Genomic DNA, 12,101 nt, shown 5'->3' with positions numbered 1-12,101 from the left:
TGATCTACGCGTGAGTAGCATCCTGCTCATGGCAGACACGCAGCAGGTTGACCCCAAGGCGGAGCGCAAGGCGGCGAGGCTCGCCCGCCAGATCACCGCCTTCTCCAAGACGCACGGCGGCGCCGAGGGCCAGGTGGCCTACATCGGCGAACGCGGCGCCCGCATCGCCCTGGTCGGCGAGGACGGCGAGTGGGGCAACCTGGTGGCCCCCAGCGTCGAGATCGCCGAGCAGGCGGTCCAGAAGGCCGGCATCACGGTCCACGAGTCCTTCGACGGCGAGTTCGCGGCGAAGGTCAAGACGGGCCCGTACGAGTGGAAGCGCATGGCGGGCATGCAGATCGGCGGCTGAACAGCCGACCCCGAGGGCGGCCGACCGCGACCTCGAACCCCGTTCACCCGTTAGGACGTGTAAGACCGCGTCCTACGGGGAGCCGGAATGATCGAAACGCCGTCCCTCGTGGACCAGTACTGCCACGGCGTACTGCGCACGGAGCTGGGTCTGGGCACCTTCGAGGCCCAGCTCGCCCGGACCGAGGGGCCGCCCGCGCCCGGCACCACGCTCTTCGACACCCAGACCGGCTTTGCCGTACGCCGCTGGTGTCCGCCCCTCCTGGGCCTGGAACCCCACTGCCCGCCCGCCCGCTATCTCGCCCGGCGCCGCGAACTCGGCGTCCTTGAGTCGGGCCGCAGACTGCTGCGCGGCAGCGGCATCACCACCTACCTCGTCGACACGGGACTGCCCGGCGACCTCACCGGCCCCGCCGAGCTGGCCTCCACGGGCGATGCCGAAGCCCGTGAGATCGTCCGGCTGGAACTGCTCGCGGAGCAGGTCGCCGATACCTCCGGCACCGTGGAGTCCTTCCTCGCCAACCTCGCGGAATCGGTGCACGGGGCCGCGGTACACGCGGTCGCCTTCACCTCTGTCGCGGGCCTGCGGCACGGCCTGGCCCTCGCGCCCGAGCCGCCGGGGCCGGGGGAGGTGCGGGGCGCGGCGGGCCGCTGGCTGGCCGGGCGGCGGGTGGGCGGCGAGCTGAGCGACCCGGTGCTGCTACGGCACCTGCTGTGGATCGCGGTCGCCTCGGGCCGGCCGCTCCAGCTGCACACCGGGCTCGGCGAGCCGGGCTCGCGCATCGACCGCACGGACCCGGTGCTGCTGGCGGACTTCGTCCGGGCCACGGCGGGTCTGGGAACCGACCTCGTCCTGCTGCACGGCTACCCGTACCACCGCCACGCCGCTCACCTGGCCGGGGTCTTCCCGCACGTGTACGCCGACTCCGGTGCGGCCCTCGTGCGCACCGGCGCCCGCGCGGCCACGGTCCTCGCCGAGATCCTGGAACTGGCCCCCTTCGGCAAGATCCTCTTCTCCAGCGGCGCCCACGGCCTGCCCGAACTGCACGTGGTAGGCGCCCGCCTGTTCCGCGAGGCCCTGGGCCGCGTCCTGGGCACCTGGGTCGCCGAGGGCGCATGGTCCCTGGGGGACGCGCAGCGGGTGGCGCGGATGGTCGCGGCGGAGAACGCGCGGCGGGTGTACGGGCTGGCAGCCGCCCGGTAAGCCGCTACGCGCGCGTGCCGACGGTCACCTCGGTGGCCGGGCCGGGCACGTCCGCCATGACCTCCGGGCGCTCCCGCAGCGACAGCAGTACGCGCAGCACCCAGATCCACATCACCGTGGAACCGAACATGTGCAGGCCCACCAGTGCCTCGGGAAGATGCGTGAAGTACTGGGTGTAGCCGATGACGCCCTGCCCGAGCAGGATCAGGAACAGCTCCCGAGTCCGGTCCAGCGGACCCTTCGGCGCGTCCACCGCCTTCAGCACGAACCACAGCGCGAAGGTCAGCGTGACCACGATCCAGGCCAGCACCGCGTGCAGCTTGGAGACGGTCTCCCAGCTGATGTGGATCCGGTCCACCTCGCTGGAGTCGCCCGCGTGCGGGCCGGCGCCGGTCACCACCGTGCCGACGGCGATGAGCAGCGTGGACGCGGCCACCAGGAACCACACCAGCTGCTGCACGGCCCTGCCGACCAGCGGACGCGGCTCCGCGTCGCCCTCGCGGCTGCGCTGCCACATCACCGTGGCGACGGCGATGAGCGCCGTGGAGAGCAGGAAGTGAGCGGCGACCGTGTACGGGTTGAGGCCGACCAGGACGACGATCCCGCCGAGCACCGCGTTGCCCATGACGACCCAGAACTGGGCCCAGCCCAGCCGGGTCAGGCTGCGCCGGTACGGCTTCTCGGAGCGCGCGGCGATGATCGCCCAGCCGACGGCGGCGCACAGCACGTACGTCAGCATGCGGTTGCCGAACTCGATGGCGCCGTGGAAGCCCATGGCGCTGGTCGTGGTCAGCGAGTCGTCGGTGCACGTCGGCCAGGTCGGGCAGCCCAGGCCCGAGCCGGTCAGTCGGACGGCGCCGCCGGTGACGACGATGACCACCGCCATGACGAGCGCGGCGAGGGCCGCCCGCTGGACCGTCCGGGGCTCCGGGGTCCAGCGTTCGGCGATGAAGGCGAGCGGGTTGCGCAGCGCCGCTGCGGCGTCGGCACGGTTCAGCTTTGGCACGCGCACCATCGTAGGCCGCCGCTTGTGCACGCGTTCACGAGGGGCACCCTGTGCGGGTCACTCCCAGCGGAAGAACCTGCCGGCCGCGGCGAGCCCCAGCACCGCCCACACGGCGAGAATCCCCAGGTCGCCCCACGGCATCCCGGCGCCGTGCCGGAGCACGTCCCGCAGGCCGTCGGAGAGCGCCGAGATGGGCAGCAGGCCGAGGACGTGCTGCCCGGCCGAACCGAACTTCTCCAGCGGGACGATGACCCCGCCGCCGACGAGCAGCAGCAGGAAGACCAGGTTGGCGGCGGCCAGCGTCGCCTCCGCCTTGAGCGTGCCCGCCATCAGCAGGCCGAGGCCGGAGAAGGCGGCCGTACCGAGGATCAGCAGGAGCACGACGGCGGCCACACCGGCCGCACCGCCGTGCGGGGACCAGCCCAGCGCGAAGGCGATGACCGTCACCAGGATCACCTGGAGGACCTCGGTGACCAGGACGGACGCCGTCTTCGCGGTCATCAGGGCCCAGCGCGGCAGCGGGGAGGAGGCGAGCCGCTTGAGCACGCCGTAGCGGCGCTCGAAGCCGGTCGCGATGGCCTGCCCGGTGAACGCGGTCGACATCACCGCGAGGGCCAGGATGCCCGGGGCGAGGAAGTCCACCGCCTTGCCCTTGCCGGTGTCGACCACGTCGACAGAGCTGAAGAGCACCAGCAGCAGGGTCGGGATGACGACCGTCAGCAGCAGCTGCTCGCCGTTGCGCAGCAGCATCTTCGTCTCCAGGGCCGCCTGCGCCGCGATCATGCGGGCGAGAGGGGCGGCCCCGGGCTTGGGGGTGTACGTACCCGTCGCGGTCGTCACGAGCGCAGCTCCTTGCCGGTGAGCTCCAGAAAAACGTCCTCCAGCGTGTGCCGTTCCACCGAGATCCGGTCCGGCATCACCCCGTTCTGGGCGCACCACGAGGTCACGGTGGCCAGCAGCTGCGGGTCGACCTTGCCGACGATGCGGTATGTGCCCGGGGTCAGCTCGGCGGCCGTGCAGTCGGCCGGGAGCGCCTTGAGCAGGGAGCCCACGTCGAGGCCGGGGCGGCCGGTGAAGCGCAGGGTGTTCTCGGCGCCGCCCTGGCACAGTTCCTCGGGGGAGCCCTGGGCGATGACCCGGCCGCCGTCGATGATCGCGACGTCGTCGGAGAGCTGTTCGGCCTCTTCCATGTAGTGGGTGGTGAGGATCACCGAGACGCCGTCGGCGCGCAGGTCGCGCACCAGGTCCCAGGTGGCCCGGCGGGCCTGCGGGTCCAGGCCCGCGGTGGGCTCGTCCAGGAAGACCAGCTCCGGGCGTCCGACCACGGCCATGGCGAGGGCCAGCCGCTGCTGCTGGCCGCCGGACAGGCGCCGGTAGGAGGTACGGCCGCAGGAGCCGAGCCCGAGGCGTTCCATGAGCGCGTCCACGTCCAGCGGGTTCGCGTGCAGCTTGGCGATGTGCCGCAGCATCTCGTCGGCCCGGGCGCCGGAGTAGACGCCCCCGGACTGGAGCATCACGCCGATGCGGGGCCGCAGCTCGGCGGCCTGCCGGACCGGGTCGAGGCCCAGGACGCGCACCGCGCCGGAATCCGGCTTCCGGTACCCCTCGCAGGTCTCGACCGTGGTCGTCTTCCCTGCCCCGTTGGGGCCGAGGACGGCGGTCACACCCGCCTGGGCCACCAGGTCGAGGCCGTCCACCGCGGTCTTGGTTCCGTACCGCTTCACCAGGGCTTGGGCCTCGACAAGCGGGTGCGACGCGAAGCGTCTCCTTGAGGGGTGGTGGTCGGGAGACGGGCGGGCGGGCTCACTTCGCATGGGTCCAGAGTCTAGGGAGCGCACGGGGTGATCAGGCGTGGGGGTCCCCCCGCTCGAGCGGATTCGAGAGTGGGGGAGGGTAGGGGAAGTCCTCCAGGGGCCGGTGCACCGGCAGCCAGCGCTCGGCGTACGCGACGGCGTCCGCGACCGGGAAGAGCCGGGCGTCCGCCGCGCCGACCCTGCCGCGTACGACCGGGCGGTCCCGCTCGAAGTCGTGGCCCAGCTCGTCGAACCGGTCGGAGTCGATGGACACCTCGATCACCGTCTCCCAGCCACCCCCCGGCGCCGGGCGGCCGACCTCGACCAGCGGGGCGGGTATCCGGTACTCGGCGAGGTGGAAGCTGGTGCAGGCGTCGTAGCCCGCGCCGAGCAGCAGGACCCGGGCGCCCAGCCGCTCCAGGCGGGCCAGCGGACTGCGCTCGCCGAGCCGGCAGTCGGGGGCGTGGCCGTCGGTGGTCTCCCGCGCCTGCGGTCCGAGCGCGGCGAAGGAGGCCTGCGGATGCGCGCTGCGCAGGGCGCCGGGCCAGGTCCGCACGGTCTCCGGGATCACACCGACCCCGCGCGAGGGCGTGAGCCGGGGGTCGTACGGGGGCATGCTGACGCGGATCCTGTCCCACCACTCCTCGGGCACCGGCGGGTTTCCCCACAGGGCCGGGTCGGACAGGTCGCCGGACTGGGTGGGGACGACGAGCGTGCCGGAGGGGCCGAGGGCGTCGAGGAGTCCCTGGACGACGGCGACGGCGCCGCCGTTGACCCAGCCGAGCGAGCGGAGCGAGGAGTGCACCAGGAGGATCTCGCCGGTCTCGACACCCAGCAGGCGTAGCTGCGCCGACACGGAGTCGCGGGTGACGAGCGGGCCGGCCGGAGGGGGTGTCGACATGGTTCGCGAGTCTTCCCGAGGGGGGTGTCCGGCGCCACTGATTTTACTGGTCAGGGGCCCTTGAGCGAGCGGTGAATGATCGATCAGAAGATCGTTTCCGCAGGTCGGATTAGGTATGCCTTAGTGATGCAGGGCACCGTCCGGTGATCCGGAAGCGGCTTGTCAGTCTCCGAGGAATTACGCAACAATGGCGTTGTGAAAAACGTCGGCGAGGCTCGGGAGACCCCGGTGGGGACCCCCCAGGAGGAGCTCGCGACCGGTGAGCATTCGACGCGCAACCGGGTCGCGCGGTCCATCCTGGACCACGGCCCTTCGACGGTCGCCGAGCTGGCCGGCCGGCTGGGGCTGACCCAGGCCGCCGTGCGGCGCCACCTGGACGCGCTCGTCGCGGACGACGTCGTGGAGGCGCGTGAGCAGCGGGTCTACGGCACGCGCACGCGTGGCCGCCCCGCGAAGGTCTTCGCGCTCACCGACTGCGGCCGGGACGCCTTCGACCAGTCCTACGACAAGCTCGCCGCGGACGCGCTGCGCTGGATCGCCGAAAAGGAAGGCGGCCCCGAGGCGGTCGCCGCCTTCGCCCGCGCCCGGATCGCCTCCCAGGCGCGCGCCTACCGTGAGGCGATCGAGGCCGCCGGCCCGGACGGGCGCGCCGAGGCTCTGGCCAAGGCCTTGAGCGCCGACGGGTACGCTGCTACGGCGCGGAGCGCCCCCCTCCCGCAGCAGGGCGAGCAGCTCTGCCAGCACCACTGCCCGGTCGTGCACGCCGCGGAACAGTTCCCGCAGCTGTGCGAGGCCGAGACGGAGATCTTCGCCGAACTGCTCGGGACCCACGTCCAGCGGCTGGCGACCATCGCCCACGGTGACGGCGTCTGCACGACGTTCATCCCCAAGATTTCGAAGACCGATCACCAGAGCCACCACGCTTCTGCAAGCACGGCCGGGAGGAACCCCGCATGACTCTCCCCACGGAGACTGCCCACCCCGAACTCGAGGGTCTGGGCAACTACGAATACGGCTGGGCCGACTCCGACGAGGCCGGCGCCGCGGCGAAGCGCGGCCTGAACGAGGACGTCGTCCGCGACATCTCGGGCAAGAAGTCCGAGCCGGAGTGGATGACGAAGCTGCGCCTCAAGGGTCTGAAGCTCTTCGAGAAGAAGCCCATGCCGAACTGGGGCTCTGACCTGTCGGGTATCGACTTCGACAACATCAAGTACTTCGTGCGCTCCACGGAGAAGCAGGCGGAGTCCTGGGAGGACCTGCCCGAGGACATCAAGAACACCTACGACAAGCTGGGCATCCCGGAGGCCGAGAAGCAGCGCCTGGTCGCCGGTGTCGCCGCCCAGTACGAGTCGGAGGTCGTCTACCACCAGATCCGCGAGGACCTGGAGGAGCAGGGCGTCATCTTCCTGGACACCGACACCGCGCTGAAGGAGCACCCGGAGCTCTTCAAGGAGTACTTCGGCACCGTCATCCCCGCCGGTGACAACAAGTTCGCGTCGCTGAACACCGCCGTGTGGTCCGGCGGCTCCTTCATCTACGTCCCGCCGGGCGTCCACGTGGAGATCCCGCTCCAGGCCTACTTCCGCATCAACACGGAGAACATGGGCCAGTTCGAGCGGACCCTGATCATCGTCGACGAGGGTGCCTACGTGCACTACGTCGAGGGCTGCACCGCCCCGATCTACAAGTCGGACTCGCTGCACTCCGCCGTCGTCGAGATCATCGTCAAGAAGAACGCCCGCTGCCGCTACACGACCATCCAGAACTGGTCGAACAACGTCTACAACCTGGTCACCAAGCGCGCCGTGGCCTACGAGGGCGCGACCATGGAGTGGATCGACGGCAACATCGGCTCCAAGGTGACGATGAAGTACCCGGCCGTCTACCTGATGGGCGAGCACGCCAAGGGCGAGACCCTCTCCATCGCCTTCGCGGGCGAGGGCCAGCACCAGGACGCCGGTTCCAAGATGGTTCACATGGCGCCGAACACCTCGTCCAACATCGTGTCGAAGTCCGTGGCGCGCGGTGGCGGCCGTACGTCCTACCGCGGTCTGGTCGAGATCGGCGAGGGTGCCCACGGCTCGAAGTCCAACGTGCTGTGCGACGCGCTGCTCGTCGACACCATCTCCCGGTCGGACACGTACCCGTACGTCGACGTGCGCGAGGACGACGTGTCCATGGGCCACGAGGCGACCGTCTCCAAGGTCTCCGAGGACCAGCTCTTCTACCTGATGAGCCGTGGTCTGAGCGAGTTCGAGGCGATGGCGATGATCGTGCGCGGCTTCGTCGAGCCGATCGCCAAGGAGCTGCCCATGGAGTACGCGCTGGAGCTGAACCGGCTGATCGAGCTGCAGATGGAGGGCGCGGTCGGTTAACCACCGGTCCGCAGTCCCCGTCAAGCCACATACGTAACGGAAAGCGAGCAAGACGACAGCCATGGCTGAGGCTCAGAATATCCCGGTGGGATCCACCACCGCCGGCCAGATCGCGGTGGCCGCCGAGTCGACCGTCGCCACGCGCATGAGCGCGCCCCCGTCCTTCGACGTAGCGGACTTCCCGGTCCCGCACGGCCGCGAGGAGGAGTGGCGGTTCACCCCGCTGGAGCGCCTGCGCGGTCTGCACGACGGCACCGCCGTGGTGAACGGCGGGGGCGTGAAGGTCGCCGTCGAGGCCCCCGAGGGCGTCACCGTCGAGACCGTCGGCCGCGACGACGCGCGGCTCGGCAAGGCGGGCACCCCGGTGGACCGCGTCGCCGCCCAGGCGTACTCGGCGTTCGAGAAGGCCGGCGTGGTCACCGTCCCCAAGGAGATGGTGCTCACCGAGCCGATCCGTATCACCGCGCACGGCGAGGGCGGGGTCGCCTATGCCCACCAGGTGATCGAGCTGGGCGCCTTCGCCGAGGCCGTCGTGGTCATCGACCACACCGGTGACGCGGTGCTCGCCGCCAACGTCGACTACCTCCTGGGCGACGGCGCCAAGCTGACCGTCGTCTCCGTCCAGGACTGGGACGACAAGGCCGTCCACGTCGCCCAGCACAACGCGCTGGTCGGCCGCGACGCCTCCTTCAAGTCGGTCGTCGTCACCTTCGGCGGTGACGTGGTCCGCCTGCACCCGCGCGTCACCTACGCGGGCACCGGCGGCGAGGCCGAGCTGCTCGGCCTGTACTTCACCGACGCCGGCCAGCACCAGGAGCACCGCCTCCTGGTCGACCACAACACCCCGCACTGCAAGTCGAACGTCGTCTACAAGGGCGCGCTCCAGGGCGACGACGCGCACGCGGTGTGGATCGGCGACGTGCTCATCGAGGCCAAGGCCGAGGGCACGGACACCTACGAGATGAACCGCAACCTGGTCCTCACGGACGGCGCGCGCGTCGACTCGGTGCCGAACCTGGAGATCGAGACCGGCGAGATCGTCGGCGCCGGCCACGCCTCCGCCACCGGCCGCTTCGACGACGAGCAGCTCTTCTACCTGATGGCCCGCGGCATCCCGGAGCACGAGGCCCGCCGCCTCGTGGTCCGCGGCTTCTTCGCCGAGCTGGTCCAGCAGATCGGTGTCGCCGACATCGAGGAGCGCCTCCTCGCCAAGATCGAGGAGGAGCTGGAGGCGTCCGTCGCATGACCTTCGTACGCGCCTGTGGGCTGAGCGAGCTGGAGGAGGACACCCCGCACCGGGTGGAACTCGACGGCACGCCGGTCTCGGTCGTGAAGACCGAGGGCGAGGTGTTCGCGATCTACGACATCTGCTCCCACGCGAACGTCTCCCTCTCCGAGGGCGAAGTGGAGGACTGCCAGATCGAGTGCTGGCTGCACGGCTCCAGCTTCGACCTCCGCACCGGTAAGCCGTCCGGGCTCCCCGCGACGCGCCCTGTCCCCGTATACCCCGTAAAGATCGAAGGGGACGACGTTCTCGTCTCCCTCACCCAGGAGTCCTGAGGCACCCATGGCAACGCTTGAAATCCGAGACCTGCACGTCACCGTCGAGGCCGACAACGCCACGAAGGAGATCCTCAAGGGCGTCGACCTCACCGTGAAGCAGGGCGAGACGCACGCCATCATGGGCCCCAACGGCTCCGGCAAGTCGACCCTCGCCTACTCCCTCGCGGGTCACCCGAAGTACACGATCACCGAGGGCACCGTGCTGCTCGACGGCGAGGACGTCCTGGAGATGTCCGTCGACGAGCGCGCCCGCGCGGGCCTGTTCCTGGCGATGCAGTACCCGGTCGAGGTCCCCGGCGTCTCGGTCTCCAACTTCCTGCGCACCTCCGCCACCGCCGTCCGCGGCGAGGCCCCCAAGCTGCGCACCTGGGTGAAGGAGGTCAAGGAGGCCATGGAGCGCCTCTCCATGGACCCGTCCTTCGCCGAGCGCAACGTCAACGAGGGCTTCTCCGGCGGTGAGAAGAAGCGCCACGAGATCCTCCAGCTGGAGCTGCTCAAGCCGAAGGTCGCGATCCTGGACGAGACCGACTCCGGCCTGGACGTCGACGCGCTCCGCATCGTCTCCGAGGGCGTCAACCGCGTCCGCGAGACCGGCGAGGTCGGCACCCTGCTGATCACGCACTACACGCGCATCCTGCGCTACATCAAGCCCGACTACGTCCACGTCTTCTCCGGCGGTCGCATCGTCGAGTCCGGCGGTGCCGAGCTCGCCGACAAGCTGGAGGACGAGGGCTACGAGGCATACACGAAGGGCGGCGCATCCGCGTGACACAGCTGCCGGGCCTCCTCGACACAGAGGCGATCCGCAAGGACTTCCCCGTCCTGGACCGACTGGTCCACGACGGCAAGAAGCTCGTGTACCTGGACAACGCCGCGACTTCCCAGAAGCCGCGCCAGGTACTGGACGCCCTGAGCGAGTACTACGAGCGCTACAACGCCAACGTCCACCGCGGTGTGCATGTGCTCGCCGAGGAGGCCACGGCGCTGTACGAGGGTTCGCGCGACAAGGTCGCCGAGTTCATCAACGCGCCGAGCCGCGACGAGGTGATCTTCACCAAGAACGCCTCCGAGTCGCTGAACCTCGTGGCGAACATGCTGGGCTGGGCCGACGAGCCCTACCGGGTGGACCACGAGACCGAGATCGTCATCACGGAGATGGAGCACCACTCCAACATCGTGCCGTGGCAGCTGCTCGCGCAGCGCACGGGCGCGAAGCTGAAGTGGTTCGGCCTGACGGACGACGGCCGCCTGGACCTGTCCAACATCGACGAGATCATCACGGAGAAGACGAAGATCGTCTCCTTCGTGCTGGTGTCGAACATCCTGGGCACGGTCAACCCGGTCGACACGATCGTGCGCCGCGCGCAGGAGGTCGGTGCGCTGGTGTGCATCGACGCCTCGCAGGCCGCTCCGCACATGCCGGTCGACGTGCAGGCCCTCCAGGCCGACTTCGTGGCCTTCACCGGTCACAAGATGTGCGGCCCGACGGGCATCGGCGTCCTGTGGGGCCGCCAGGAGCTCCTGGAGGACCTGCCTCCGTTCCTCGGCGGCGGCGAGATGATCGAGACGGTGTCCATGCACTCCTCGACGTACGCCCCCGCGCCGCACAAGTTCGAGGCGGGCACGCCCCCGATCGCGCAGGCCGTCGGCCTGGGCGCGGCGATCGACTACCTGAACTCGATCGGCATGGAGAAGATCCTCGCCCATGAGCACGCGCTGACGGAGTACGCCGTCAAGCGGCTGGCGGAGGTCCCCGACCTGCGCATCATCGGCCCGGCCACGGCCGAGGACCGGGGCGCGGCGATCTCCTTCACGCTGGGCGACATCCACCCGCACGACGTGGGCCAGGTCCTCGACGAGCAGGGCATCGCGGTCCGCGTCGGCCACCACTGCGCGCGCCCCGTCTGCCTCCGCTACGGAATTCCGGCGACCACGCGAGCGTCGTTCTATCTGTACTCCACGCCGGCCGAGATAGATGCTCTGGTCGCGGGGCTGGAGCACGTACGGAACTTCTTCGGCTGAGGGGCCTGACAGGTGAAGCTGGACTCTATGTACCAGGAAGTCATCCTGGACCACTACAAGAACCCGCACGGGCGTGGTCTGAGGGATGGCGACGCCGAGGTGCACCATGTGAACCCGACGTGCGGCGACGAGATCACCCTCCGAGTGAAGTACGACGGCACGACGCTCACGGACGTCTCGTACGAGGGCCAGGGCTGCTCCATCAGCCAGGCGAGCGCGTCGGTCCTCAACGACCTGCTGGTCGGCAAGGAGCTGGCCGAGGCGCAGAAGATCCAGGAGACCTTCCTGGAGCTGATGCAGTCCAAGGGCAGGATCGAGCCCGACGACGCGATGGAGGAGATCCTGGAGGACGCGGTCGCGTTCGCCGGTGTCTCCAAGTACCCGGCCCGGGTCAAGTGCGCCCTCCTGAGCTGGATGGCGTGGAAGGACGCGACGGCCCAGACGCTGGGTGGCGCCGACGCCGAAAGGAAGACGGCATGACCGACACCGCTGAGATGAAGCCCGCCTCCGAGGAGGAGCTGCGCGAGGCCCTGATGGACGTCGTCGACCCCGAGCTGGGCATCGACGTCGTCAACCTGGGCCTGATCTACGGCATCCACGTCGACGACGCCAACATCGCGACCGTCGACATGACCCTGACCTCGGCGGCCTGCCCGCTGACGGACGTCATCGAGGACCAGGCCAAGTCCGCCACGGACGGCCTGGTCAACGAACTTCGCATCAACTGGGTCTGGATGCCCCCGTGGGGCCCCGACAAGATCACGGACGACGGCCGCGAGCAGCTCCGGGCGCTCGGCTTCAACGTCTGACACCCGCGATCGACACCTGCGATGCGCATGCGACGGCGGCACCCGACGGGTGCCGCCGTTTCTCTCTTCGATCTCTTGGA

General features: G+C 70.0%; 14 protein-coding genes. 10 read left to right on the top strand and 4 right to left on the bottom strand.

What is annotated here, in order from left to right; genetic code table 11:
- The first annotated feature begins 28 nt into the window (after nt 1-28).
- The gene (locus ACWD35_RS14070) at nt 29-349 is read left to right on the top strand and encodes a hypothetical protein (protein ID WP_451351464.1); all 321 of its coding nucleotides are present in this window, start codon (nt 29-31) and stop codon (nt 347-349) included.
- A gap of 87 nt (nt 350-436) precedes the next feature.
- Nucleotides 437-1,552 (top strand): amidohydrolase family protein, encoded by a 1,116-nt coding sequence (locus ACWD35_RS14065; protein WP_451351463.1) that lies wholly within the window; start codon nt 437-439, stop codon nt 1,550-1,552.
- A 4-nt stretch (nt 1,553-1,556) separates the two neighbouring features.
- Here ACWD35_RS14065 and ACWD35_RS14060 read toward each other — a convergent pair whose 3' ends face one another.
- Genes ACWD35_RS14060 through ACWD35_RS14045 form a run of 4 tightly spaced genes read right to left on the bottom strand, consistent with a single transcriptional unit; the run spans nt 1,557 to nt 5,252 of the window.
- The gene (locus ACWD35_RS14060) at nt 1,557-2,567 is read right to left on the bottom strand and encodes a COX15/CtaA family protein (protein ID WP_451351462.1); all 1,011 of its coding nucleotides are present in this window, start codon (nt 2,565-2,567) and stop codon (nt 1,557-1,559) included.
- Nucleotides 2,568-2,615: 48 nt separating this feature from the next.
- Nucleotides 2,616-3,341, bottom strand: a complete 726-nt coding sequence (locus ACWD35_RS14055; protein WP_451351729.1) for an ABC transporter permease — start codon at nt 3,339-3,341, stop codon at nt 2,616-2,618.
- 53 nt (nt 3,342-3,394) lie between these two features.
- Nucleotides 3,395-4,372, bottom strand: a complete 978-nt coding sequence (locus ACWD35_RS14050) for an ABC transporter ATP-binding protein (protein ID WP_451351461.1) — start codon at nt 4,370-4,372, stop codon at nt 3,395-3,397.
- A 31-nt stretch (nt 4,373-4,403) separates the two neighbouring features.
- Nucleotides 4,404-5,252 (bottom strand): aminoglycoside N(3)-acetyltransferase, encoded by an 849-nt coding sequence (locus tag ACWD35_RS14045; protein WP_451351460.1) that lies wholly within the window; start codon nt 5,250-5,252, stop codon nt 4,404-4,406.
- Nucleotides 5,253-5,447: 195 nt separating this feature from the next.
- Between ACWD35_RS14045 and ACWD35_RS14040 the strand changes: the two genes are divergently transcribed.
- The 8 genes from ACWD35_RS14040 to ACWD35_RS14005 all read left to right on the top strand — a co-directional run bounded on the left by ACWD35_RS14040 (nt 5,448) and on the right by ACWD35_RS14005 (nt 12,021).
- Nucleotides 5,448-6,209 carry a helix-turn-helix transcriptional regulator gene (locus ACWD35_RS14040; protein WP_451351459.1) on the top strand — a complete coding sequence of 254 codons (762 nt, stop codon included), beginning with the start codon at nt 5,448-5,450 and terminating at the stop codon, nt 6,207-6,209.
- Nucleotides 6,206-7,627: a Fe-S cluster assembly protein SufB gene (sufB, locus tag ACWD35_RS14035; protein WP_451351458.1), complete on the top strand. Its 1,422-nt coding sequence runs from the start codon at nt 6,206-6,208 to the stop codon at nt 7,625-7,627. The genes ACWD35_RS14040 and sufB overlap by 4 nt, the downstream gene beginning before the upstream one ends.
- Before the next feature lie 61 nt (nt 7,628-7,688).
- Nucleotides 7,689-8,873 carry a Fe-S cluster assembly protein SufD gene (gene sufD / locus ACWD35_RS14030; RefSeq protein ID WP_451351457.1) on the top strand — a complete coding sequence of 395 codons (1,185 nt, stop codon included), beginning with the start codon at nt 7,689-7,691 and terminating at the stop codon, nt 8,871-8,873.
- On the top strand, nt 8,870-9,187 hold the full coding sequence (locus ACWD35_RS14025; protein ID WP_451351456.1) for a non-heme iron oxygenase ferredoxin subunit: 318 nt from the start codon (nt 8,870-8,872) through the stop codon (nt 9,185-9,187). Before sufD ends, ACWD35_RS14025 begins: the two co-directional genes overlap by 4 nt.
- 7 nt (nt 9,188-9,194) lie before the next feature.
- On the top strand, nt 9,195-9,959 hold the full coding sequence (sufC, locus tag ACWD35_RS14020) for a Fe-S cluster assembly ATPase SufC (protein WP_451351455.1): 765 nt from the start codon (nt 9,195-9,197) through the stop codon (nt 9,957-9,959).
- On the top strand, nt 9,956-11,212 hold the full coding sequence (locus ACWD35_RS14015) for a cysteine desulfurase (protein WP_451351454.1): 1,257 nt from the start codon (nt 9,956-9,958) through the stop codon (nt 11,210-11,212). Before sufC ends, ACWD35_RS14015 begins: the two co-directional genes overlap by 4 nt.
- A gap of 12 nt (nt 11,213-11,224) precedes the next feature.
- Nucleotides 11,225-11,692: a Fe-S cluster assembly sulfur transfer protein SufU gene (gene sufU, locus ACWD35_RS14010; RefSeq protein WP_451351453.1), complete on the top strand. Its 468-nt coding sequence runs from the start codon at nt 11,225-11,227 to the stop codon at nt 11,690-11,692.
- Nucleotides 11,689-12,021, top strand: coding sequence for a metal-sulfur cluster assembly factor (locus ACWD35_RS14005; RefSeq protein ID WP_190018343.1), 333 nt, complete (start codon nt 11,689-11,691; stop codon nt 12,019-12,021). Before sufU ends, ACWD35_RS14005 begins: the two co-directional genes overlap by 4 nt.
- Nucleotides 12,022-12,101 lie beyond the last annotated feature (80 nt).

It is taken from the genome of Streptomyces sp. NPDC002671 (genome assembly GCF_053592475.1).
This window is presented reverse-complemented; position numbering and strand designations above follow the sequence as displayed.